General features: G+C 72.7%; 18 protein-coding genes and 1 other RNA gene. 15 read left to right on the top strand and 4 right to left on the bottom strand.

Annotated elements, in window-relative coordinates; genetic code table 11:
• Positions 1 to 7: 7 nt before the first annotated feature.
• The 3 genes from Q5425_RS36245 (at position 8) to Q5425_RS36235 (ending at position 3892) form a co-directional block, all read left to right on the top strand.
• Positions 8 to 745, top strand: a complete 738-nt coding sequence (locus Q5425_RS36245) for a C4-type zinc ribbon domain-containing protein (RefSeq protein WP_308676898.1) — start codon at positions 8 to 10, stop codon at positions 743 to 745.
• The gene (locus Q5425_RS36240) at positions 742 to 1950 is read left to right on the top strand and encodes a bifunctional RNase H/acid phosphatase (protein WP_308676897.1); all 1209 of its coding nucleotides are present in this window, start codon (positions 742 to 744) and stop codon (positions 1948 to 1950) included. Before Q5425_RS36245 ends, Q5425_RS36240 begins: the two co-directional genes overlap by 4 nt.
• A 199-nt stretch (positions 1951 to 2149) precedes the next feature.
• Positions 2150 to 3892: a hypothetical protein gene (locus tag Q5425_RS36235; RefSeq protein ID WP_308676896.1), complete on the top strand. Its 1743-nt coding sequence runs from the start codon at positions 2150 to 2152 to the stop codon at positions 3890 to 3892.
• Here Q5425_RS36235 and Q5425_RS36230 read toward each other — a convergent pair.
• The 4 genes from Q5425_RS36230 to Q5425_RS36215 all read right to left on the bottom strand — a co-directional run bounded on the left by Q5425_RS36230 (position 3876) and on the right by Q5425_RS36215 (position 9166).
• Positions 3876 to 5117, bottom strand: a complete 1242-nt coding sequence (locus Q5425_RS36230; RefSeq protein ID WP_308676894.1) for an SLC13 family permease — start codon at positions 5115 to 5117, stop codon at positions 3876 to 3878. The two genes, Q5425_RS36235 and Q5425_RS36230, sit on opposite strands and share 17 nt — an antisense overlap.
• A 200-nt stretch (positions 5118 to 5317) precedes the next feature.
• Positions 5318 to 8152 (bottom strand): AAA family ATPase, encoded by a 2835-nt coding sequence (locus Q5425_RS36225; protein ID WP_308676893.1) that lies wholly within the window; start codon positions 8150 to 8152, stop codon positions 5318 to 5320.
• Between the two features lie 31 nt (positions 8153 to 8183).
• Positions 8184 to 8591 (bottom strand): hypothetical protein, encoded by a 408-nt coding sequence (locus Q5425_RS36220; RefSeq protein WP_308676892.1) that lies wholly within the window; start codon positions 8589 to 8591, stop codon positions 8184 to 8186.
• A complete protein-coding gene (locus Q5425_RS36215) occupies positions 8588 to 9166 on the bottom strand; it encodes a sigma-70 family RNA polymerase sigma factor (RefSeq protein ID WP_308676891.1) in 579 nt (192 codons plus the stop codon). The genes Q5425_RS36220 and Q5425_RS36215 overlap by 4 nt, the downstream gene beginning before the upstream one ends.
• A gap of 237 nt (positions 9167 to 9403) precedes the next feature.
• Here Q5425_RS36215 and Q5425_RS36210 point away from each other — a divergent pair, with 237 nt between their 5' ends.
• From Q5425_RS36210 to Q5425_RS45920, 12 genes are all read left to right on the top strand, one after another.
• Entirely contained in the window at positions 9404 to 10072 is a 669-nt protein-coding gene (locus tag Q5425_RS36210) for a DUF4142 domain-containing protein (RefSeq protein ID WP_308676890.1), read from the top strand.
• 8 nt (positions 10073 to 10080) lie between these two features.
• Positions 10081 to 10893 carry a ferredoxin gene (locus Q5425_RS36205; protein ID WP_308676889.1) on the top strand — a complete coding sequence of 271 codons (813 nt, stop codon included), beginning with the start codon at positions 10081 to 10083 and terminating at the stop codon, positions 10891 to 10893.
• Positions 10890 to 12125, top strand: a complete 1236-nt coding sequence (locus Q5425_RS36200) for an FAD/NAD(P)-binding oxidoreductase (RefSeq protein WP_308676888.1) — start codon at positions 10890 to 10892, stop codon at positions 12123 to 12125. The genes Q5425_RS36205 and Q5425_RS36200 overlap by 4 nt, the downstream gene beginning before the upstream one ends.
• Positions 12126 to 12145: 20 nt before the next feature.
• An RNA gene (rnpB, locus tag Q5425_RS36195) (RNase P RNA component class A) lies at positions 12146 to 12541 on the top strand.
• A gap of 222 nt (positions 12542 to 12763) precedes the next feature.
• A complete protein-coding gene (locus tag Q5425_RS36190; protein WP_308676887.1) occupies positions 12764 to 13618 on the top strand; it encodes an SCO6745 family protein in 855 nt (284 codons plus the stop codon).
• A 457-nt stretch (positions 13619 to 14075) separates the two neighbouring features.
• Positions 14076 to 14342 carry a hypothetical protein gene (locus Q5425_RS36185; protein ID WP_004562703.1) on the top strand — a complete coding sequence of 89 codons (267 nt, stop codon included), beginning with the start codon at positions 14076 to 14078 and terminating at the stop codon, positions 14340 to 14342.
• A 13-nt stretch (positions 14343 to 14355) separates the two neighbouring features.
• Positions 14356 to 14889 (top strand): hypothetical protein, encoded by a 534-nt coding sequence (locus Q5425_RS36180; protein WP_308676886.1) that lies wholly within the window; start codon positions 14356 to 14358, stop codon positions 14887 to 14889.
• A 3-nt stretch (positions 14890 to 14892) separates the two neighbouring features.
• A complete protein-coding gene (locus Q5425_RS36175; RefSeq protein WP_308676885.1) occupies positions 14893 to 17844 on the top strand; it encodes an ATP-binding protein in 2952 nt (983 codons plus the stop codon).
• Positions 17845 to 17950: 106 nt separating this feature from the next.
• A complete protein-coding gene (locus Q5425_RS36170) occupies positions 17951 to 20035 on the top strand; it encodes a magnesium transporter (protein WP_308676884.1) in 2085 nt (694 codons plus the stop codon).
• A gap of 3 nt (positions 20036 to 20038) precedes the next feature.
• A complete protein-coding gene (locus Q5425_RS36165; protein ID WP_308676883.1) occupies positions 20039 to 20638 on the top strand; it encodes a hypothetical protein in 600 nt (199 codons plus the stop codon).
• Positions 20639 to 20640: 2 nt separating this feature from the next.
• The gene (locus Q5425_RS36160) at positions 20641 to 21642 is read left to right on the top strand and encodes an NlpC/P60 family protein (RefSeq protein WP_308676882.1); all 1002 of its coding nucleotides are present in this window, start codon (positions 20641 to 20643) and stop codon (positions 21640 to 21642) included.
• A gap of 95 nt (positions 21643 to 21737) precedes the next feature.
• Positions 21738 to 24557, top strand: coding sequence for a hypothetical protein (locus Q5425_RS45920; RefSeq protein ID WP_396135332.1), 2820 nt, complete (start codon positions 21738 to 21740; stop codon positions 24555 to 24557).
• Positions 24558 to 24559: the final 2 nt, after the last annotated feature.

Genomic DNA, 24559 nt, shown 5'->3' with positions numbered 1-24559 from the left:
GAGCACCGTGAAGGCCGAACCCGCCGTGCAGCGTCAGTTGCTCGAGCTCGCCAAGGTGGACGCCGAGCTTTCGCGCACCGCGCACCGCCGCCGCACCCTGCCCGAGCTGGCCGAGATCGACGCGGGGGAGAAGACCGCCCGCGAGCGCCGCGACGCGCTCGTTTCGGCGGAGACCGCCGCCTCCGACCTCGACCGCGAGATCGCCCGGCAGGAGAAGGAGATCGAGTCGGTGCGCGCCCGCGAGGAACGCGACCGCAAGCTCCTGGCCTCCGGCTCGGTCAACTCGAAGCAGATGACCGACATCGAGCACGAACTGCAGTCGCTGGAACGCCGTCAGCGGGCGCTGGAAGACGACCTGCTGGAGCTGATGGAGCAGCGCGAGGCCCTCGGCCTGGACGCGCAGCGCACCGGCGCCGAGGTCGACAAGGCCGAGGCCGAGGTCGCCGCCGCGATCGCCCGCCGCGACGAGGCGTTCAAGGACCTCGACACGACCCGCGCGCGCCGCGACGAAGACCGCGTGAAGCTGCTGCCGCGCTTCCCGGAGCCGCTGCTCAAGCTGTACGAGCGGGTCCGCGAGCACAAGGGCATCGGGGCCGCGCTGCTGCGCGCCCGCCGCTGCGGCGCCTGCCAGCTGGAGCTGGACCGCAACACCGTCAACGAGATCAAGGCCGCGCCGGAGGACGACGTCATCCAGTGCGAGAACTGCGGCGCGATCCTGGTCCGGACCCTGGAGTCGGGTCTGTGACCTCGCACGTCGTCATCGAGGCCGACGGCGGTTCCCGGGGCAACCCGGGCCCCGCCGGCTACGGCGCCGTGGTCCGCGACAGCGACGGCCAGGTCCTCGCCGAGCGCAAGGAAAGCCTCGGCGTCGTGACCAACAACGTCGCCGAGTACAACGGCCTGATCGCCGGCCTGGCCGCCGCGGCCGAGCTCGGAGCGTCCACAGTGGACGTCCGGATGGACTCGAAGCTCGTGGTGGAGCAGATGTCCGGGCGCTGGAAGATCAAGCACCCGGACATGCAGCCGCTGGCCGAGCGGGCCAAGGAGCTGGCCGCCGGGTTCTCCCGCGTCAAGTACGAGTGGATCCCGCGCGCGCAGAACGCCCACGCGGACCGGCTGGCCAACGAAGCCATGGACGCGGCGACCGGCAAGCCCGCGGCCGGCCGGCCCGGAACCGCAGGGAAGAAGACCGCGAGGACCGGCGCCGCCACGGGCAGCGCCGCCGCTGCGAAGACCGGCGCCGCCGACAAGCCGCAACTGCCCACCCGCAAGCCCGACCGCGCGGCGGTGGCCTGGACCGGCGCCCGCGGCACCCCGACCCGGCTGCTCCTGCTGCGCCACGGCCAGACCGAGATGTCGGCGCTGCGGCGCTACTCCGGCCGCGGCGACGTCCCGCTCACCGAACTGGGCCGGGCCCAAGCCGCCGCGGCGGCGAAGCGGCTGGCCGCGACCGAGGGCCTGGTCGTCGATGGCGTGGATGGCGGAGTCGTTCCGATCATCTCCTCGCCGCTCACGCGCACGAAGCAGACCGCGCAAGCCGTCGCCGACGCGCTCGGCGGGCGCGTCGAGACCCACCCCGGCCTCATCGAGACCGACTTCGGCGAGTGGGAAGGCCTGACCTTCGCCGAAGCGGCCGACCGCGATCCCGAGCTCCACAGCTCCTGGCTGGGCGACAGCTCCGTGCCGCCACCCGGCGGCGAGAGCTTCGACGTCGTGCACCGGCGCGTCCGCAAGGCCCGCGACGAGCTGATCGCCGAGCACGGCGGCCGGACGTTGGTGCTGGTCAGCCACGTGACGCCGATCAAGACCCTGCTCCGGATGGGCCTCGACGCCGGGCCGCAGCTGCTGTTCCGGCTGCACCTGGACCTGGCGTCGCTGTCGATCGTCGAGTTCTACCCGGACGGGAACGCCTCGGTCCGCCTCGCCAACGACACCTCGCACCTGGCCTGACCGGCGCCGCGCTGAGCAGGGAAAATGTGGGGTGGATCACGCTCAAGCCCGACGCGTGGCCGACCCGGGATGGGGTATTGGCTACAGTGTCTCGACCGCGTCGCCGCGGTGGCGGGTCACCAGATCGACCCACTTCAGGGGGCGCCGGCTCGCGCGTATCCCACCGGCAGAAGCCTGCGGGCGGAACAGTGACGAGGACATGACGGCTAGCGCACTCACCGAGACCTCTCCGAGCGACGTCCCCGAGGATCCGGCCACCACCACGGCCACCCGCGGCTGGGGCGCACGGCTGGCGCCGGTGCTGGCCGTGCTCGCCGGCGTCGCGGCGGTGGCCCTGCACGCCACCCGCTACGGCCACTGGATCGTCGACGACGCCGCCATCACCTTCTCCTACGCCCGCAGCTTCGCCGACGGCCTCGGCCCGGTGCTGCAGCCGGGCGCCCCGCCGGTCGAGGGCTTCTCCGACCCGACGTGGATGGTGCTGCTCGGCCTCGGCAAGCTCGTCGGCCTCTTCGACCACGGCGAGATCTTCGGGATCCCCGACTACGTGCTGTTCCCGAAGGCGCTGGGCCTGCTGTTCACCGGCGGCATCCTGACGGCCTGCTACATCGCCGCGAAGCAGATCTTCACCCGCTTCGCGTGGCTGGCGACCCTGATCGCCGGCCTGACGCTGGCGACCATCCCGTCGTTCGTCATCTGGGTCGTGTCCGGCCTGGAGAACTCGCTGTTCGCGTTCGCGGTCGTCACGCTGGGCGTGACGCTGTTCGTCTCGGTGAAGCGCGACGTGCTGCTGACGCCGAAGGTGGCGCTCTGGTCCGGGGTCATGGTCGCGTTTGCGGCGCTGACCCGCCCGGAAGGGCTCATCTACGCGGGTGCGTACCCGCTCGCCGCGCTGTTCCTGCTGCGTTCCGGGCTGTTCTGGAAGAGCTTCCGGCTCGCGCTGCTGTCGGTGGCGGCGTTCGCCGTGCCGTTCGGCGCGTACGTCGCCTGGCGGTACACGGAGTTCGGGCGGCTGCTAGCCAACCCGTCGGTGGCCAAGCAACAGGGCCTGCCCGGGTTCGACGCCGTGAAGCGGCCGTTCGAGCTGGTCGGCTACGCGGGCTGGGCCGGCGTGGTCGTGCTGGCGCTGGTGATCGTGTTCGCGCTGGTCAAGGCCCCGTGGCGGCGTCCGCTGAGCGCGCTGCTCGTGCCGCTGGGGCTCGGGATCGTCGCGTACGGCGTGATGGTCGCCGACTGGATGTACCAGCACCGGTTCGCCAGCCCGGTCTGGGCGCTGGCGGTCATCGCGGGCACGCTGTCGGCCGGTGAGCTGCTGCGCCACCGGCAGGCGCTGCTGCGCATCGGGATCGTCGTGGTGCTGGTCGGCGCGTTCGTCCCGTCGGCCATCGGGTTCGCGGCCGCGGCGGACAAGTTCGCGAAGAACCCGAACATCACGGCGTGCCTGGTGGGCGATCGCTTCGGCCGCGGGTTCAACACCTACGCCGACATCCTCGGCCTGCAGAAGGCGTCGCTGCTGCTGCCGGACCTCGGCGGCTCGTCGTTGACCAGCCGGCTCGAGCTGGTCGACATGGCCGGCCTGGTGAACAAACCGATTGCCGACCTGGTGCACGACAACGACCTCGCCGGCCTGCGCGACTACGTGTTCGACACGGTCAAGCCGACGTTCATCCACTCGTGGGGCCCGTGGGCGGCGGGCAACGGGATCGCCCTCGACCCCCGGCTCGACCGCGACTACGTGCTGATCTACAGCTCCCCGATCGAGGGCCTCCGCAACGGCGACTGGGTCCGCCGCGACGCGGTGACCGACCCGGCCAAGCTGAAGGCGGCCCAGGAGTACGCGGCGAAGACGATCCCGGCGGTGGCGGCGGACCGCTTCGGCGGCCCGCTGGACGACTGCGGCCCGACGATGCACCCGGGCCAGACGATCAAGCTGCCCAGCTGAGGCTCAGCCAGAGCGCTACGGTCGCCGCGGCCAGGCACAGGGGCGTGGTGATCGCGCCCAGGGCGTGGAACGTCTTCCCCGACGGAGGCGCCGGGAGCGTCCGGCGCCACAGCAGCGTCGCGAGTGAGCCGAGGTAGCTCGCGTTCGGGCCGATGTTGACGCCCAGCAGCACCGCGAGCAGCACGCCCGGTGCCGGGTGCGGGCCCAGGACGGACAGCAGGATCAGCGTTGCCGGCAGGTTGTTCACCAGGTTGGCCAGCAGCGCGGCGACCCCGGCCGCCACCAGCAGGTCGGTCAGGCCGGTCGACGCCGGCAGGACGTCCCGGAGGACGCCGCCGAGGAGGTGCTCCGACACGGCTTCCACCACGACCGCCAGCCCCAGCACGAACAGGCACAGCTGCGGCGCCGCTTCGGTGACCAGCTGCCGCGGCCGGATCTTGCCCTGCGCCAGCGCGCGCACGCCGAGGATCAGCGCCGCCAGCGCCGCGATCCAGACCGGCTCGACGTGCCCGAGCGGCCCCACGGCGAACCCGGCGAGGGTCAGGCCGAGGACGACGAGGGCGAACGTCGGCGTCTCGAGGTGCTGCCGCGGGTCCGGTGTGTCGCGCGGCCGCAGGTCCGCGGCGAAGAACCGCAGGAAGACCACCAGTTCGACGGCGAGCGTGACCAGCCACGGCAACGCCATCAGCGCGGTGAACCCGGCGAACGTCAGCCCGGACGCGGCGAAGGCCAGGAGGTTGGTCAGGTTGGACACCGGCAGCAGCGTCGACGCCGAGTTGGCCAGGTGCGCGCAGGCGTAGACGTGCGGCCGGGCGGGGAGCCGCAGGGTGGTCGCCGTCGCGAGGACGACCGGGGTGAGCAGCACGACGGTGGCGTCCAGGCTGAGCACCGCGGTGACCCCGGCCGCGGCGGCGAAGGTCAGCACCAGCAGCCGCCGCGGCTTGCCGTGGCACGCCTCGGCGAGCCGGTTGCCGAGCCAGGCGAACACCCCGGCCACACTGGCCAGAAAGGACAAAAGGAGAATCGCGGCCAGGAAGCCCAGCGTCGGCAGGATTTCCACGGCCCGCTGCCCGGCCGCGGCCGGCGAAACCAGGCCCAGCAGGAGCGCGAGCCCGGCGGCCGGCACGGCAGCCACCGCTTCCGGCAGGCCCCGCGGCCGGACGATGGCGAAGAGCAGGACCGCGCCCAGCAGCACCAGGCTTCCCGCGCCTGCCCAGAAGTTCACGTGTTCACGCTAACTGCGCCCCGGTTTTGCCGGTGCCGCCGGGTAGCGTGGAAGACGGGGGGCGGCGCCCCACCGCGAGGCTCGAATCGCCGGCGGTCGCGCGGTCCACGAGTGCGTGCCGCCCAGCACGGCGGGACGCTGCTGCACCGGCTCGAAGCGGAGTCCGAAAGCGCCCTGAGTCAGTCCAAACCGGACCCGGCTCAGCGACCGTCCACGCGCTGCGACGACTTCGCCAGCGCACCACCGAGTTCCGCCCGCCCCGGAATCCCCAGCTTCCGGTACGCCCCCGAGAGGTGCAGCTCCACCGTCCGCCGCGTCAAGTGCAGGGCCGTCGCGATCTCCCGGTTGGTCAACCCCTGCGCGGCCATCACGGCGATGCGGTTCTCCTGCCGGGTCAGGCCGTGCTCGTTGTCCTTCGCCGGGGTCAGCGCGCGCCGCGCCGAGCGCAGCTCCTCCGCCGCGCGCCGGGCCAGCGGCCGCGCTCCGCACTGCTCGCTCAGCTCGACCGCCTGCCGCAGCGTCTCGATGGCCTTTTCGGACTGGCCGTGCCGCGCCTGCAGCGTGCCGAGCTCGGTCAGCGCCGTCGCCAGCTGCAGCCGCGACGGCGAAGACCGCAGCGCCGTGATCGCCTTCTGCAGCGCCCGCTCGGCTTCGTCGTCCTCGCGGACCAGCCCGAGCGTCGTGAGCGCCGTGCCCAGCGGCCGCGCCGCACCCCAGCGGGCCGAGGCGTTGATGTCCTCTTCGGCCAGCCGGGCCGCGTCGTCGGTCTGGCCGAGCGCCAGCGCCGCGCGCGCGGCGTGCGCGCGCCAGGGCACGAACCCCGGAAACCGCATGCCGTGGTGGGCCAGCCGCCGCCCGCAGCTGAGCAGGTCCTCGAACCCGAAGCGGGTGTACCCGGTCGCGACGCGCAGGCGGCCCCGCGCGTACAGCAGGTAGGTGTGGGTGAACAGGCCCTGGCTGGCGACGAAGTCCATCCGGTCCAGCAGCGACGTCGCCGCCTCGAACCGGCCGAGGTCCACCCAGCACTCGACGAGCTTCGCCGCGCACAGCACGCCGACCGGGCAGGTCGTCGTCCCGCCGCGCTCGTCGAACCGGCGCAGCAGCGACTCGAAGTGCACGCTGGCCCGCTGCAGGTCGCCGCTGGCCTGCAGCGCGATCCCGCGGGCCAGGGTGGGCAGCGCGCCGTGCGGCACGTGCACGTCCCAGGGCTCGCGCTCGACGTCGAGGACCCGGCACAGCCGGTCGACGTGCGCCGGCTCGTCCGCGAGCACCGCGGTGGCCAGCGTGAAGAAGTAGTGCTGCTCGAACAGCTCGCCGTCGTCGCCGCTCAGCCCCCGGGAACTCCGGGTGGGGGAGTCCCCGGCGGCACTCAGCGCGTCGGCGAAGTGGCCGACGGCGTCCTGCGCGGACTCGCCGCTGCGGACGGCGTCGAGCGCCAGCAGCGCCGAGCGGCTCCGCTGGGCCGCCGGGTCGGTCAGCGGCGCCCACTGCTCCTCGAAGTCGCGGAACTCCGGGGGCGGGCCCAGCCTGCTGCCGGCCTCGGCGAGGTAGGTCATGCACAGCAGCGGCCAGACGGCGTCCGGCCCGCCGGCGTCGAGCCGCGCCGCGATCTGGCCCGCCGCGCTGATCCCGAGCCGGGCGTCCTGGCCGCCGCAGAGCGACAGCAGCATCGCGGTCGCGATGAACGCGGCGGTCTCGCGGTTGCCGACGGTGTCGACGGCTTCCCGCACCCGCTTCGCCGCGCCGGGCGGGTCGAACTGGAACTCCGCGTGCGCGAGCTGCAGCAGCACGGCCATCCGGCGCCCGGACGTCAGCCGTTCCTCCAGCGCCCGCCGCAGGTGCCGGGCGGCCAGCTCCGGCCGTCCGGAGAACACGGCGTCGCGCGCGCTCAGCCGCAGCACGTCCACGGCCCACGGGATCCGGATCGCCGTCGCTTCCAGCAGGTGGGCGGCCACGCGCTCGGGCGGCGCCCCCGCCTCCGCCAGCAGCTTCGCCGCCCGGGAGTGGTTGACCGCCCGCGTGGTCTGCGGCATGTCCTTCAGCAGGGAGTTGCGGACGAACGGGTAGGTCAGCGCCGGCCGGCTGCTGTTGTCGAGCACGTGCAGCCGGACCATCGTGTCGATCGCCTGCAGAGCGTCGAGCTCGTCGACGCCGGCCAGCCGGGCCAGCAGGTCGAAGCCGGCGTCCTCGCCGAGGATCGCCGCCGCGTGCAGGATGGCCGGCGCGTGCGGGAACTCCTGCATCCGCATGAGGAGCACCTGCCCGATCAGCGACGAGCCGAGCTCGTGCGGGTCGGCGCCGGGCAGCAGCCGCGGCCGCAGCGCCTGCAGCAGGACCGGGTTGCCGCCGGTCGCCTCGCGGCAGGCGGAGGCGAGCTCCCCGGGGGCGAGGCCGAGGATCTCCGCCGCGGCCGCGTCGCCGAGGCCGTTCAGCGTGATGGTGGCCGGCATGCTGCCCACCATGTCCAGCAGCGCGACCTCGGGGTGCGGGGGATGGCCGATGAGGGAGGTCAGGACGATCAGCACCGGCAGGTCGAGCACGCGGTTGCGGAGGTAGGCCAGGCACCGCATGGACCAGGCGTCGGCGAGGTGGACGTTGTCGATGCCCAGCAGCAGCGGACCCCGCTCGGTCGCGTCGCGGACGATCCGGAAGAAGAGGTCGAGCGCTTCGCTCTCGCCCGCCGGTCCGCACAGTTCGGTGACGGGCGGGTGCGGCGGTGAGCCCGGTCCCTCGAGCGCGTCGGCCAGCTGGCGGACGACCCCGCCGGACAGGTGGCTCTCCAGCCGGGACCCGGTGGCGATCGCGACGGTGAAGCCCGCGTCCGCGGCCAGCGCCGCGGCGGTCCGCAGGGTGGCGCTCTTGCCCATGCCGAACTCGCCGGCCAGCACCGCGGTGGCGGAAGTGCCGCCCAGCACGACCGGGAAGAGACCGGTCAGGCGGCCGAGTTCGGGCTCGCGACCGGGGAGCCGAGGGGCGGGACGCTTCGGTACCGAAGCCCCGCTGGCGGGGTGCTCGGGATTTACTTCGGTATCCACCGTAAGGACTTTCATGTTGGGTTGGGGCAGACTACTGGAAACCGGCCGACCACGGGAGACACCGCGGAGCGCGGCCGGTACCGGCCACGACCTGACCAGGGGAGACGATGGACGCAGCGGATGCGAACCGGATCTTCCCCGCGGCCGGCCGGGCCGTGCAGAGGGCCGTCGCGGCCACCCCGAGCACGAGCAGCAGGAGCGGGCCGGCTCCCATCCTCCGCCGTCCCCCGGCCCCGCTCGGCTTCCGGCGTTCGGCCGTCCCCCTGCCGGGCGGCAGGTAGCCGAGCCGGACGGCCTCCGCCAGTGCGCCGGCCACCGGGACGAACCCGGCGACCCGGCTCCGGCAGCGGGCGCAGCCGAGCAGGTGGGCCTCGAACGCTTCCGGATCGTCGTGGACGCCGAGCCCGTAGGCCGCGGCGTCCCCCGCCCGCCCGTTCATCGGACCGACACTTCCCCGAGCGCCTTGCGCAATTGCCGCATCGCCGTGTACAGCCGCGATTTGACGGTTCCCTCGGGAATTCCCAGAATTTCTGCCGCCCGTCGAACGGTGTTTCCGGCGAGATAGGTTTCGTAGATAACCGATTGGTATTTCGCGTCCAGTTCCCGCAATGCCCGAGTAATCGTTAGTGCCGCTAACGAACTGTCCGCACGGTCGGTGGACTCGGTGTTTTCCGGGATCTCCAGAGCGACCTCCTGCGGGCGGACGCGGCGATTCCTCCAGCCGTCGATGACGATCCGCCGCGCCACCGTGAGCAGCCATCCCCGCAGCATTCCGGGCTCGCGTTCGAGCGTGTCGGAGTGCTGCCACGCGCGGATCATGGTCTCCTGCACCACGTCCTCGGTCCACTGCCGGTCGTGGTTGGTCAGGGCCAGGACCTGCGCAAACAGGGTGGCGCGGAAGTCCTTGTAGAGCAACGGGACGAGGTCGTCGCCCGCGGTCGGGCCGGTGTCGACCGCGGTGGCGGACGACGCGTAGCCGACCTGGCCGCGGCTTTCTCTTCCCAGTGCTTCCATAAAGCTCGCAACCTCACCTGACTGGCGGACCGTGGGGCCATCGGAGCGTAGCGCAAAAACACTTAATAGGCCATATGCATTAGTTTCGACGGCCAATTCGACGGCGACCGCCGCAGCCGGGCTCACAATGCGTCTTGTGATACACGTCACAGGTCACTAAAAGGTGACGGAGAGAACCGGACCACACGTTCCCGCCGTAACAGGAGGTGAGGACTCCTTTGCGAAGGGACAACGGGGATGCCGCTCCGATTCGTGGCGTTGCTGGCCGCCGCGACCGCGCTCGTGCTCGGCTGCGCTCTCCCGGCGTCGGCCGGCGAACTGCAGCAGACCGACCGCGCCCTGCTGACCCGGCTCAAACAGCACACGCTGTGGGCCGTGCCGTCGAGCAGGCTCGCCGTCGAGCGGGCCACCAACCGGCGCGTGCGCGCGGTCGCCGTCCGCATCGCCGACGACCAGGCCCGCCTCGACGTCGCCCTGCGCGCGGTCGCCGACCGGCTCGCCGTCACCCTGCCGGGGGAGCCCACGGACCAGGAGCGCGGCTGGGCCGGCGAGATCGCCGCCGGCTCCGGCGACGCCTTCGACCGCGCCTACGTCAACCGCCTCCGCGCCGAGTACGGCACCCTCTTCGGGCTTGCCTCCGACGTCCGCGCGGGCACCCGCGACGACGACGTCCGCGCGTTCGCCCAGACCGCCGTCGACACCTCGCTCGGGCACCTGACGCTCCTGGAGAGCACCGGGCTCGCCGAGACCACGTCCCTGCTCGTCTCCGCCACCGAGGACGACACCCTCGGCGGCGGCGCCATCGCACTCGGCGCCGTTTTCGTGGCCCTCGCCGCCGCCGCCACGTTCGGCCTGCTCCGCCTGCTCGGAACCCCCGCCACGACCTCGCCGCGCACCCGGAGGTAACCCGCCCCATGTCCCTTTCCGCCGCGCTGGCCCCGGTGTCGCCGCACGACACCGGGATCGCCGAGGCCGCCGCGCTGTCCGGCCGCCTCACCTACCTCTGCATGTGCCTGACGCTGTGCTGGGGCGTCCTCGCCGCGACCGGCTGGGTCCGCCGGTTCAGCGGCCAGGACGCCATCCGCACCGGGCACGTCCTGCTCGCCGCGTTCACCCTCGCCCTCGGCACCCTGCACGGGCTGACGTTCCTCTTCCTCGAGGACGACCCCTTCGGCGTCGCCGACCTGCTCCTGCCCTTCTACGACGGCACCCCGCGGCACGCGCTGGGCATCGCCGGCCTCGAACTCGTCGTCGCCGTGTCCGTGACCGCCGGGCTGCGCCGCGGCGCCCGCGAAGGCCGCTGGCTGCGCTTCCACCAGGCCGGGTACCTCGCCATCGGCCTGCTCGCCGTGCACGCCTGGCTCGGCGCCGCCTCGAGCGGGCACGTCGCCGTCGTCTGGCTCGCCGGCATCACCCTGCTCGCGCCGCCGGTGCTGCTGTCGGTCCTGCGCGTGCTGCCCGCCGCGGTGCTCGCCCGCGCCGGGCTGGTCACGCCGCCGCCCACCGGGCCCGGTCCGGAAGCGGCCACCGTGCGCGTCGACGTCGACAGCCAGCGCTGCCACGCCTACGGGGTCTGCCAGTCCGAGGCGCCCCAGGTCTTCCAGCTCGGCCAGGACGGGCAGCTCGAGTACGAGAAGCGCCCCGATGCCCTGCTGGTCCCGGACGTCCGGGCCGCCGCTCGCGCCTGCCCGATGCGAGCCATCCACCTGTTGGGAGCCACCCGATGAGCGAACGCATCGTGATCGCCGGAGCCGGCCTCGCCGGCCTGCGCGCGGCCGAACGGCTGCGCGAACTCGGGTTCGACGGCGAAGTCGTCGTCCTCGGTGCCGAGCCCGACATCGCCTACCACCGCCCGGCGCTGTCCAAGCAGCTGCTCACCGGGGCGGTCAGCCGCGCCGACACCCTGCTCGCCGACCCCCTCGAGGTCGACGCCGAGTGGCGCTTCGACACCCCCGTCACCGCGCTCTCGCCGAACCGGCAGATCGTCCACCTGCGCCACGGGGAACTCCGCTACGACGGGCTGATCATCGCCACCGGCGTCGAACCGCGCCGCATGCCCGGCGCGCCACACGGCCACCCCCGCGTGGTCGTCGTCCGCACCCTCGCCGACACGATCGCCCTCCAGCGCGCACTGGCCACCAACCCCGGCCCGGTCGCCGTCGTCGGCGACGGCTTCATCGGCTGCGAAGTCGCTTCGAGCCTGCGCGAAATGAACCGCGAAGTCGTCCTCTTCGGACGCGCGAGAGCCCTTCTCGCCGACGTCCTCGGCCCCGACATCGGCGACTGGCTCACGGCGCTGCACACCGCCCGCGGCGTCCGCCTCGAACTCGGCACCACCATCCGCCGCTGGCGTCCGGCCCCCACCCACGTCGGCCTCGAGTTCGCCGACGGCCGCGCCCTCGACGTCGCCTGCGTCGTCGTCGCCGTGGGCAGCGTCCCCGCCGTGTCCTGGCTGCGCGGCGCCAAGCTGCCCCTCGACGACGGCGTCGTCTGCGGGCCCACCTGCCACGTCGTCGGCTCGTCGACGATCGTCGCGGCCGGCGACGTCGCCCGCTGGCCCAACCTCCGCTTCGACCCCGCGCCCCACCGGGACGAGCACTGGCTCAACGCCGTCGAAATGAGCCGCGCCGCGGCCGAGAACCTCCTTGCCGGCCCCCAGGGCTCGCCGGCCTACACGCCGGTGCCCCGGTACTGGTCCGAGCAGCACGGCGTCCGCATCCAGGTCGCCGGCCGCCCCGCCCTCGCCACCGACACTGTCCTGCTGGAATCGCCGGTCCCCGGCACCCGGCCCATCACCGGCTTCGTGCGCCAGGGGCAGCTCGTCGGCCTCATCGGCCTCGACAGCCCCGCCGCCGTCCTCCACTGGACCGCCGAACTCGCCCGCCAGCACCCGGTGGCCGCCGAGCCGCCGCCCGAAGTCCGGCCCCGCCACCACAGCGGGGCGGCGGCCGGGTACTGAGCTACCATCCAGCCTGCGGACGAGCTGGCAGGGCGGTCGCGAGCCGGGGCGACCCGGTCCGAGGAAAGTCCGGACTCCGCAGGGCAGGGTGGTTGCTAACGGCAACCCGGGGTGACCCGCGGGAAAGTGCCACAGAAAACAGACCGCCCTCGCCTCCGGGCGAGGGTAAGGGTGAAACGGTGGTGTAAGAGACCACCAGCGTCCCGGGCGACCGGGACGGCTAGGTAAACCCCACCCGGAGCAAGGCCAAGAGGGAGCTCACGAGCTCCTGCGCAGGCGTTCGAGGACGGCCCGTCCGAGCCTGCGGGTAGGCCGCTGGAGCCTGCCGGCAACGGCAGGCCGAGATGGATGGCCGCCGCCCCGCAAGCCGCAAGGCGACCGGGGAACAGGATCCGGCTTACATGCCAGCTCGTCCGCGCCCAGCCCTGCCCGCAGGGACATCACCCGTGACTGCAGGGGCATCTCGCGTGTCTGCCGGGGCATCTCGCGTGATTGGCGGGGCATCGGCGTGATGCCCCTGGAATCACGCGTGATGCCCTTCGGATCACACGTGATGCCCGCTGGATCACGCGTGATGCCCCTCGGTGCACCGGCTTTTGCGGTATCGCCCGGGGGTTACCCGGTAGTAGGGTGCGATCATGGCGGGTGACGAGAAGCGGTTCAAGTCGGCGTTCGATTCCTTGCACGCCTTGGCGTACTTCGCGCCCGAGGTCGACGCCGCGCTCACCGGCACCGGGCTGCGGCCGGGCCGGATGCCGTACTTCGCCGGGCGGTCCGCGGCCATGGGCGCCGTCGGCCCCGAGGTTGTCGCCGCCACCTTCTACAACTTCAACCCCGAGGTCGTCGCCCGCGTGATCCCGCGCGCCTGGACCCTGGCGACGCCGGAGCAGGTCCTGGACGCCCGGCTCGACGGCGTCGACCAGGCGCTGACCCGCCTGCTCGGCGACCACGTGAAGAGCGACGAAGTCGCCGAGGCCGCCGAACTCGCCCGCGAAGCGAGCAAGGGGTGCACCGGCGAAGGACGTCCCCTCTACGCCGCGCACGCCGGCCTCGGCTGGCCGGGGGAGCCGCACCTCGTCCTCTGGCACGCCCTGACCCTGGTCCGCGAGTACCGCGGCGACGGCCACATCGCCGCCCTCGTCCTGAACGGCTTGAGCGGCCTCGAAGCCCTGATCACCCACGTGGCCACCGGCCGCGGGTTCGCCACCGACGCCGCCAAGGTCACCCGCGGCTGGAGCGACGAGCAGTGGACGGCCGCCGCCGCCCGGCTCACCGGCCGCGGTCTCCTCGACGCCGAGGGCGCGCTCACCGAGGCGGGTGCCGCCGTCCGCGACAGCGTCGAGGCCGCCACCGAGTCCGCCGCCCGGGGGCCGTGGGAGCACCTCGGGCCCGAGCGGACGGCCCGGCTCGAGGAGCTGTGCCGCGGGCTCAGCCGCCGCGTGGTGGAAGCCGGCGCCTTCCCGGACGGTGTCTTCGCCAAGCGGCGGCCCTGACCAATCGTCCAAGATCACGCTATGTAGTGAAATAGTTGTGAAGTACTGTGCGCCTAGTGACGGACAGCGCGAGCGGCCAAGATCGACATGCCCGTGGACCGGCCGAGGCTCGTCACGCAACGGACTCACGGGACACGGCCGTTCGTGTCATGTCACACTGTTCCAGGCCGCACAACGGCCACAGTGCCAGTACCCACAGTGAGCAAATCCCGGGCATTGGGGTGAGTTCGTCAGCACACTGAGAAGTATGGGTGGCCGGGGTTCAACCCGAGGGCCCTTGCCGCGATGATGGTGGGCGTGGAGATTTCGCGGGCTATGCGCACCACACCGGTTGACGAGCCAGCCGGTCTCTACGCTGTGCACTTTGACCACTACCCCTCGTAGCCCCCATGATGTTGTTCGAAGCACCGCCTGAGCCAGAACCGCGCGGCCCCCACCGCGCACCGGGAGTATCGCGATGATGACCTTGACCACCCTCGACACGCTGGCGGCCGGCGAACTGGGCACGGGAAACGTGCGCCAGTGGCTGCTCGACAACGTCATTCCCCTGGTGCTGCTGGCCGTCGCGCTCCTGCTCCTGTGGCTCGGCGGCGGCAAGGGCGACAACGCCGGTGTCATGCGCCGGCTCGCCGGCGTGGTCATCGCGCTCGCCATCATCGGTCTCGCGGTCAGCGGCGCGGGCGTGAACGTGGGCCAGTGGATCGCCGGCCTGTTCACCGGCTGAGGCGGGGGCCCGCGTGCGCATCAGGACCGATGACGAGGTTTACCGGGTCGACGCCGTGTGGCTCGGCCCACCGAAAGCGACCTTTCCCTGGAGAGCCCGGTACGTCGCCTGGCTCATCGGCATCCCGACGTTCTTCGTGGTCCTCGGCATCGAGCGCTGGGCCGGGTGGAGCTTCGGGTTCTTCTCGACGGCATGGGGGTTCATCGCCACCATCGCGATCACCCGGCTGCTCACGGCCAAGATCAGCCACGAGCGCCCGCTCGGCACCGTGGTCGCGATGGCCGGGCGCGAGCTGAACACCCCCCGGGAACGGACCACGGGCACGGGGGGCGCGGTCAGCGCCAGCCGCGTCCGGGTGCGGGCCGAGCGCCCGTTGCCGAAGCACCGCCGAAGGCGGCAGTACCAGCACCACGGCGGCCGGCCGGGTGCCGTTCCACTCATGCCCCCGGCACCCTCAACGGGGGCGCTTCACACCACTGCGTCGATTCACCAGGGAGCACCACGAGCGCGCCGGAGCCGCGGCAACGCGGGTCGGGCCGGGAGGTAGTCGTTGTTCGGTCGCGGCGGTAGCCGAGGAAAACGGGGTCGGGACACCCACTCGGGCGCATGGCAACCGCCCGAGCAGGTCCGCGCGTCGCGGAACGGCTCGGGGAACAAGGCGCGCCTGCCGGGTGAGCAGGCCATTCCCGCATACACCCCGTCGATCGCGGTGCGCAGCATCGACGGGCACCTGGTGCGCACCGGCGTCGAGGTCTACGCCTGGTACCGGCTGGCGCCGCAGCGCTGGTCGTTCCGCTCGGACTCCCAGCGGCGCGACCTGATCGCGGCCATCGCCGGCCAGTACGCCGAGCTGCAGGGCCGCTGGCTGCACCTGCGCGTGACGAACCGGCCGTACCCGATCCGGATGTGGGCCGAGGCGCACGTCTACAACGCGCACGGCCGCCCGCAGGACGTCCCGGGTGCGCTGTCCTTCGACGACTACCTGATCGGCGAGCAGCAGCAGCTGATGGGCCGCTCGATGGCCGAAAAAGAGGTCTACCTGGGGGTCCAGGTGCAGACCCGGCGGATGGTCGACCGCGCGGTCGAGCGGGCCGCGCCGGTGCTGCGCAAGATCCTGCCCGAGGCCGTCGACGCCGAGCTGACCGCGCTGGACTCCGAGGTCGAGCACCTCGACCAGGTCATCGGCAGCGCCGGGCTGGAAGGCCGTCCGGTGCACGCCGAGGAGATGTCCTGGCTGATGCACCGCTCGTGCTCCCTGGGCCTGCCCGCGCCGCGCAACATGCCCGCCGTGCCGGGCGCGGCCTGGGAGCCCGAAGACCTGGCCAGCTTCACCGACGCCGCCGACTACTACGCCGACCCGTACGCGCCGACGGTGACCGTCCGCGGCCGCACCGGGTCCAACGCCGGCGTCTCGCGGCACCTGGCGGTGCTCACCGTCGGGCAGATGCACGGCCTGCAGATCCCCGAGGTCGACGACCCGTGGATCCAGCACGCCGACCGGCTGCCCGCCGCGGTCGAGGTGTCGGCGAGGATCTACGTCCGGCGCCCCGAAGAGGTCGCCAGCGAGCTGCAGCGCCAGATGAACAAGGTGCGCTCGCAGGTCAAGCACTACACCGACGAACACGAGCTCGAGCCGCCGCAGTCGCTGTCGCGGCAGGCCGGGCGCGTGCTGGAGATCGACGACGAGATGACGTCGGGCTTCACCGCGCTCGCCACCCGCGTGCGGTCCTGGTGGCGGCTGGCGGTGTCCGGCCCGACCGAGCGCGACGCGCTGCGCCTGGCCCAGCAGCTGCTCGACCTGTACAAGCCGAAGATCGCCATCGAGCACCCCGAAGCCCAGTACGCGCTGGCCAGGGAGTTCATCCCGGGCGAGCCGCTGGCGTCGGCGGCGTACATGCGCCGCGGCTCGGTGGTCTGGGCGTCCTCGGCGGTCCCGACGGCGACCGCGGAGGTCGGCGACCGCCGCGGCATCCTGCTCGGCGAAACGTGCACGGCGACCCGGCGCCCGGTGGCCTGGGACCCGTGGATGGCCCAGGAGATCCGTGACGGTTCCGGCCTGACGGCCATGGTGGCGGGCCTGGGTGGTGGTAAGTCGTTCCTCGGCGGCGGCATCGTCTACAAGACGCTGCGCGCGGGGGCGAACTGGACGATCCTCGACCCTTCGGGGCCCTTGTCCCGCCTCTGCGACCTGCCGGAAATGCGGCCGTACGCGCGGCCGATCAACCTGCTCAACGCCCAGCCGGGGATCCTGAACCCGTACCGGGTGGTCGCCGAGCCACTCATCGAGCACTTCATGGACGAGGACGACCCGGAGCGCTCCTGGCGCCGCGAGAAAGCCCTTGCCGGCGCGACGCGGCGACGGCTGGTGCTGGACGTTCTCTCCGGTGTCCTGCCGTACGAGGTCTCGCGGATGGCGCAGACCCGGATCGTGCTGCTGCGCGCGGTCCGCGCCGTCGGCGGCCGGTTCGATGCGGATCCTGGGCAGGTAATCGATGCCTTGCGCCGGGATTCGAGCGAGCACCACGAGCACGCGGTCGTCGTCGCGGACTTTCTCGACGAGATGCGCGAACGGATGGCGCTGCTCATCCCGGAGACCGACGCGGACCCGTACTCCGAAACCCGCGACGACCGCTTGACGGTCCTGACCATGGCGGGCCTGACCCTGCCGAAGGACGGCGTCCCCCGCGAGTACTGGACGGACGCGGAGTCCCTCGGCGTCGAGATGCTGAACCTGGCGGCGTGGCTGACCCAGCGATCGGTGTACGAGAAGCCGAAGGAGATGCGCAAGGGCGTCTGGATCGACGAGGCGTTCTTCCTGTCGGAGGTCCCGACCGGGCGCGTGCTGATGAACCGCTTCGCGCGTGACTCGCGCAAGTGGAACGTCCGCGTCCTGCTGTCGTCCCAGATCCCGGCGGACTTCCTGAAGATCCAGGGTTTTGTGACCCTGCTGGACTCGGTGTTCGTCGGCCGCCTGGACGACGACGACGCCCAGGCGGACGCCCTTCGCCTCTTGAAGGTCCCGGTGGGCGTCGGGTACGAGCAGGTGGTGGCGGCACTGGGCCGCCGCCCGGGCGCCCAGCGCGGAGTGGAGCGCGACGTCGAGCCCCGCCAGTTCATCTTCGGCGACGGCGCGGGCGGCGTGGAGCGCATCCGCGTCGACTTCTCGGGCCCGCACCTGGACCACCTGCGCGCGGTCATGGACACGACCCCGGGTTCGAAGGACGCGGCGCCCTCCCGGCGCCCCGGCAACGAGCTGGCGCTGCCTGCGGAGGAGAAGAAGCCGTACGTCGCGGTCCCCCCGGAGGACGACATCGAGCTGGAGCAGGACTTCGAGCTGGCGGCGGAACTGGAGGTCGGCCTGGCCGACGAGAACCTCCTGGGGGCACCGGATCCACTGGCCTCGGAGACGGGCGAGGTGGAGGGCGGCGTCCAGCCGTCGAACGGGCAGCAGCAACACGCCCGGTCGGGTGGAAAGGGCGGCACCGGCCGGGACGCCGCATGAACGCGGCCCGGGAGCGAGGCAAGCGCGCGGTTCGGGGCGCGGGCCCCGGCAGCCGGGTCGCGGGCAGCCGTCCCGAGGCCGAGGCCGGTTCCGCGGGGGGCGCGGCATGAACACCCTGCTGACGTTGGCGGTGCTGCTGACGCTGGCCGCCGGATGGCACGCCGTGAAGCGCCGGATCAAGGAAGGTCCCCGGCCTCGGCGCGCGCCGAGCCGCAAGGCGACGATGTTCGCCGTCATGCTGATCCTCGGCCTGCAGGCCATCGCCACGGCCCCCGCGGCCAGCGCGGCGGCGTGCGGTGAGGCGCCCAACCCGGAACGGCCCGGGGCCGGGATGGTCGGCGCGATCGACCCGCCGGAGGGCCACGGCGAACCGAACAGCGCCTACATCGACTACGGCTACGCCGGCATGGTGTGGAACACCTTCGAGACCAACTGCTCGGGGCTGAACCTGACCCCGGCCGGGTCCACTTTGGACACCTGGGGTGGCAACCAGCTGTTCAACCTGGGCAAGAACATCGTCGGCGCGACCAACTCGCTGCACTACACGGTGCTCGAGGGCGGCCTGCTGAACCCGATCTACAACGCGGTGAAGTCCGGCGCCGAGAAGGTCTACAACAACATCTACGCCCAGCTGTTCGGCCTGGTCGCGCTGATCCTGTCGATCATGATGTTCCGCAACATCTGGCGGGGCGACCTGGCCGCGGTCAGCAAACGAGCGCTCTACGCACTGGCCGGGATCTGGCTGGCGGCGTCGTCACTGGCGATGCTGCGGTACTTCGACCCGATCGACAAAGCGATCGTCCAGACCACGACGAACATCCAGGCGGGATTCGTCGACGAAAGCGGCGACCGGATCGTCCGCGACATCCTGCCCACCCAGCTCCACACGCAGATCGTCTACAACAACTGGCTGCGCGGGGAATTCGGCACGCCGTCGGCGCCGCAGGCCGAGCAGTTCGGCAAGCCGCTGCTCGACGCCCAGGCGTTCACCCGAAACCAGCTGGTCAGCGGCGACGACGGCAACCAAGCCGTCATCGACGGCAAGAAGAACGCCTACAAGGACATCTCCACCAAGCTCGGCCCCGCCACCGGCTACTTCACCGGCGAAGCCGGCGGCCGAACGGGTGCGGGCTTCCTCTCCCTCGGCCAGGCCCTCGTCTACTCGCTCTTCCAGCTGCTCGCCAAGGCCAGCGTCCTGCTCGCCCAGGTCCTCATCCGCCTCTTCGCGCTCACCGCGCCGCTGATCGGGCTCGTCGCCCTGCTGCACCCGGAGATCCTCCGCCGCGTGCTCAAGGTCGCCGGCGGGGTGGCCTTCAACCTCGTCGTGCTCTCCGTGCTCGCCGGCGTGCACGCCCTGCTGCTGCAGGCCATCTTCGACGCCGGGAACTCGCTGAACATGCTCACGCAGATGGTCCTCGCCGGGCTCATCACCGTGCTGCTGTTCATGGTCGGGCGGCCGGTCCGGCGCCTGTGGCAGATGGTCGAGATGTCGGTCAGCATGGTCGGCGCCGCCGTGCCGTCGCCCGGGGGCGGGATGTTCTCGCGCTTCCGGCGCAACCGGAACGGCCCGACGCCGCAGGACGAGTTCTGGCAGAACGTGCGCGACACCGACGACGTCGTCGACGGCGAGCAGCGCGGTCCGCTCGGCGCCACCGCCGGTGGTGGCCGGTTCCGGCCGGAAGCCACGATCTTCGCCAACGCCCAGCGCCTCGACAACGGCTCCGGCGCGGCCCGCCCGGCCGCCGCCTGGTCCGGCGCGCCCTGGCCGGGGGGTGCCGGCGGCGGGGGATCCGCGGGCGCGCTGCCCGCGGGCGGCCGTCCCGGTGCCCCGGTGTTCGGCCAGTACAACCCGGTCAACGGCGACGGCGGCGATTACGTCGTCGTCGGCGCGGGGGGCCGTCCGACCACGCGGCAGGAGAGCCGGCGCGTCGACACCTCGCCGGTGGCCGACCGGCGCTGGAGCGACGAACCCGAGCCCGTCGTCGTGCCGTCCGATCTGCGCACCCCCGAATCCGGCTTCAGCGACTACCCGGCGCAGGACGCCCCGCGGGTGCCGGGCGTGCGCGCCCAGCCGCGGCGCGTCGACCCCGAAGTCGTCGCCGGCAAGCCGGTTTTTGTGCTCTACCGGCCGTCGCGGGGCATCGAGGTCCGCGAGGAACCGCGTGAGACCGATCAAGTGATGGGGCGGTGACCGATGCCGATCCGCACCAACCGCGGCCGCGCCGCGGTCTACCGCCGCCTGTGGGGCTGGCCGCTGCGCTCGCCGCGGCACCTGATGGGGACGCTGGTGTTCCTGGCGATCCTGGTCACCGCGCTCGGCATCGTGCTGCCGAAGGTGGTCGGCAAACCGCAGGCCAAGGCCTCGCCCCCCACCGGCACGACGACGTCGCGCACGGCGACCCCGCCGGGCGTCGCCGCGAGCGTCCCGACGTCGAACCTGCCGACGCGCCTGTCCACGCCGCTGACCACCCCCACGCCGGCGCCGCCGAACGGCGACGCGATCCGCATCGCCAAGGAGTGGGCCGCGGCCTGGGTGAACCACCCGGCCGGCATCACCTCCGAGCAGTGGCTGGCGCAGCTGAAGCCGTTGACCACCGACGAGTACCTGCCGGTGATGTCGACGGTGGACCCGGCGAACATCCCGGCGACCAAGGTCACCGGTGAGCCGGAGGTCGGCACGTCCTACCCCAAGTCGCTGCAGGTGACCATCCCGACCGACGGGCCGAAGCTGGCCATCACGGTGGTGAGCACCAACGCCGGCTGGCGGGTCGCCGACTACGACCAGGCGAGCTGACCGTGCGGCGCCTGGGGCTGTGGCTGGGGCTGGTCGTGTTCGTCGCGATCGGCGCACTGGTCGTGACCGCGGTCGCCGCGAAGGTCGTCATCGACAACCGGCAGGCGCAGGCCCGGGGCGTGTCCCTGATGAGCTGCGACGCCTCGGTCGGGCCGACGCAGCCCGGCCAGGGCGACCGCGGCACGGTCGACGCGTCGAAGCTGGACGAAGAGCAGCGCGGGATCGTCGCGCTGATCATCTCGATCGGCAAGCAGCGGTCGCTGGCGCCGCGCGCGTGGCAGGTCGCGATCCAGGCCGGGATGACCGAGTCCGGGCTGCACAACCTCACTTACGGCGACCGCGACTCGCTGGGCGTCTTCCAGATGCGCCCGTCGATGGGCTGGGGGACGGTGGCGCAGGTCACCGACCCGACGTACGAGGTCAACAAGTTCTACGACGTCCTGCTGGGCGTGCCGGACTGGGAGAACAAGCGGCCGGGCGACGCGGCCCAGGCCGTGGAGCGCTCGGGGTTCCCCGACCGCTACCACAAGTGGGAGCCGATGGCGGCGACGCTGGTGGAGAACGTCGGCCAGGTCGTCGACGTCGTCGCCTGCGGCACCGGCATGGGTGTGCTGCTGCCGCCGAGCCAGGCGGCGGCGCAGGCGATCAGTTTCGCGCTGGGCGAGCAGGGGAAGCCGTATGTGTGGGGCGCCACGGGACCGAATTCCTACGACTGTTCGGGCCTGATGCTGCGGGCCTACGAGTCGGCGGGGGTCATCCTGCCGCGCGTCTCACGCGACCAGTACCACGCAGGCGCGTTGCTCCCGGTGCGCGACGCGCAGCCCGGTGACCTGCTGTTCCTCGCCACCGACCCGGCGGACCCGTCGTCCATTCACCACGTGATGATGTACCTGGGCGACAACAAGATCGTCGAGGCGCAGCAGACCGGCGTCCCGGTGCACACCCGGGACTTCTCGTTCGACGAGGGCGAACTGGTACCGCAGGCGGTCCGTCCCGGCGTTTAGCATGGGTCGCGAGGGCCTGGACAGAATCGCACCGATTCACCGACGTCGCGGCGCTTCCACGAGCAGGTGGCCGCGTACTGGCAGAGGATGAGCACGTGGGACGCAAATTCGGCAGGCGGGGCAAGCCCGGAGCGGGCGAGCCCCAAGACCCGGCGGCGCTGTTCGGCGCGCCCCAGCCGCCCCGGCAGAGCGCCCGGCCCGCGTCCAGCACCCCGCTCGCCGACCAGCTGAGCCAGGGGTACCCGGGCGTGGACGCGGGGTACGTGGTGCTGCCGCGTTCGCTGGCCGAGGGGATGTCGCTGCCGTGGCAGCACCAGATGGCGGCGCTGCTGGCCCAGTTCCACGCGGAGCACGCATCGCTGGCGTGGCCGATCTATCGAGTGGTGCCCTCGCGGTACGAGAAGCTGGCGGACCTCGACGAGGAGCAGCTCGCCGAGGCGGGCTACCTGGTCGAGATGGACGCGGACGGCGAGATGGTGTACCGCGAGCGAAGCGGCCGGAAGGTGCCGGATCCGGAGAACACCTCGGTGCTGGTGTCATGCCTGGACCCGATCCCCAAGCCGGCGGCCCGCCCGGCCCCCCCGACGGCGTCGTCGCCGACGGGCCGGGCGCCGGCGCAGGCGCCGGCTCCGATGAACATCGGCCCGGCGCCGGTGTGGCGGACGATGCCGCAGCCGCCGCCGGAGCCGCGGCCGGGAGTGCCGGGGCCGGGGTGGGGTCATCGTCCGGAGGAGTCGGGGGGTCGTCAGGGACCGGTCGCGCCTGCGCCGGTGGTTGGGCAGCCTGCGGTGGAGCCGCCCGTGGCACCTGCGGTGGAGCTGCCCGTGGCACCGGCCGTGGAGCCGGAGTGGGCGGTGACGGCCGAAGCGGATCTGCCGGGGCCGGTGAAGGCGCCGCAGTCGTCTCCCGGTCATGGGGTGGCGTGGCCGGGGATGTCCCAGCCGGAAGCCCGTGCGGCTGTCGAGCCGGAGTCAGGTTCTGCGGGGCCGGTGGTAGCTCGGGCGGAGGAGTTTCGTCCGGTCTCGCCGCTGGTAGCAACCGTGTCGGAGGAGAGCCCGCCGCTGGTCGCTCAGCCTGAGCCCCACGCGGCTTCGACTGAACCCGCCCCGGGCGGGGCGGCTCAGCCTGAGGCGCCGCAGGACGCGGACCGGCCTTCGGGACCGGTCGAGCGGGTACAGCAGGATGCGGACCAGCCGGAAGCTGCCGCACCGGCACCGGCACCGGCATCGGTTGAACCGGTGGGGCAGGAGGTCGCCGCTTCGGACTCGGTTGAGCCGGTGCCGCAGGAAGCGGCCGCCTTGGAATCGGTCGAGCCGGTTCCCCGGGGTGCGGACCAGCTAGCTGCCGCACCGGCAGCCGTTGAACCGGTGCCGCAGGAAGCCGCCGCTCCGGACTCGGTCGAGCCGGTGCCTCAGGGCGCCGACCAGGCAGAAGGTGCCGCAGCGGCATCGGTTGAGCCGGTGCCGCAGGAGGCCGATCAGGCGGAGGTAGTCGCACCGGCATTCGTCGAGTCGGCGCCACGGGACACGGAGGCTGTTGCCTCGGGAGCGGTCGAACCGGCGCCGCAGGGTGTGGGTCAGCCGGAGGTTGCCGCACCGGAAGACGTTGAGCCGGTGCCGCAGGAGGCCGATCAGCCGGAGATAGTCGCGCCGGCATTCGTTGAGCCGGTGCCGCGGGATGCGAGCTCGCCAGAAAGTGCCGCGATGGCACCGGCGGGTTCGGCGCCGCAGGAGCCGGAGCAGCAGGAAGCTGCCGAACCGGCGCCCCGGGACACCGCTCGCCCGGAGGCGGCTGAGTCGCCGGCGGCCGAGGCAGCGCCGGCGGATGAGGACCGGTCCGAGGTGGTCGCCCCAACGGTCGCCGAGCCGCTCGCGAGCGAAGCGGGCGGGGCCGAGGAGGCTGTGTTCGGTTCGGCGGAGCAGAAGCCGGTCCATCCGGCTGTGCCCGAAAGCCCGCCGGGGCCGCCCACTGCGCCGCAGGGAATGCCGGCTGTCGTCTCGCAGCCCCCGCAGCCCGCTGAGGCGGGCGGTGTGCAGCCGGACGCTGAATCGCAGCCCGAACCCGATGACGTTTCGCGGCCTCCGGCTGCGGCGGACGATGCGTCCCAGCCTGTCCCGCCGCACTCGCCGCCTCCCGTGGTCGGCTCGCATCTGCCGCAACCTCCTTGGGGGCCCGCCGGCTTGCCGGCTCCCAGCGCCGCCTCGGCTCCCCACTTCGCGCCGGTGCCGGGCACGGCCCCGGCCCACGGCATCAGCCCTCAGCCGGGCACCGCGCCTGCGCAAGACACTGGACCGGCCGGCACCGCACCGGAGCCGAGCGCCGCCCAGGCGTCCGGCGGCGCCGCCCCAGGCATCGGCCCAACCGGCCCGGCGTTCAACCCGGTCCAAGGCACCGGCCCAGCCAGCTTCAATCCGGCGCCGGGCGCCACCCAAGGCGGCCCGAGCCCGGCGCCCAGCGCCCCCCAAAACGCTGGCCCGGCGTTCAGTCCGGCCCAAGGCGCCCCAGCAGGCCCCAACCCGGCGCCCGCCCCAGCCCAAAGCGCCCCCAGCCCAGCGCCTGCCCAAAGCACCGCCCCAGCTACCCCCAACCCGCAGCCAGGGCAACCCCGCCCCAAGCCGGTCTTCCCCGGCCCCGAATCCACCCCCCAGCCGTTCCCCGCCCGGCACGCCGCCCCGGCGCGGCCGGTCTTCCCCGGTCCCGGGACCATGCCCCCCGTCCCGCCTGCCTCGACCGTCCGTCCCGTCTTCCCCGGCCCGGACACCCCTCTCCCGCAGCCCTCGACCCGCCAAGAACCCGAAACCCCGCCCCGGGGCTCCCCCCGCGGCTGGTTCGACGAGTTCACCGAAACCGAACAACCGCCGGACTTCGGTCCCACCGGGCAGCCGACCGAGATCCCCTACCGGTACAAGCGCTGACA

It is taken from the genome of Amycolatopsis sp. A133 (assembly GCF_031082405.1).
In the GTDB taxonomy this organism is placed as follows: Bacteria; Actinomycetota; Actinomycetes; order Mycobacteriales; family Pseudonocardiaceae; genus Amycolatopsis.
This window is presented reverse-complemented; position numbering and strand designations above follow the sequence as displayed.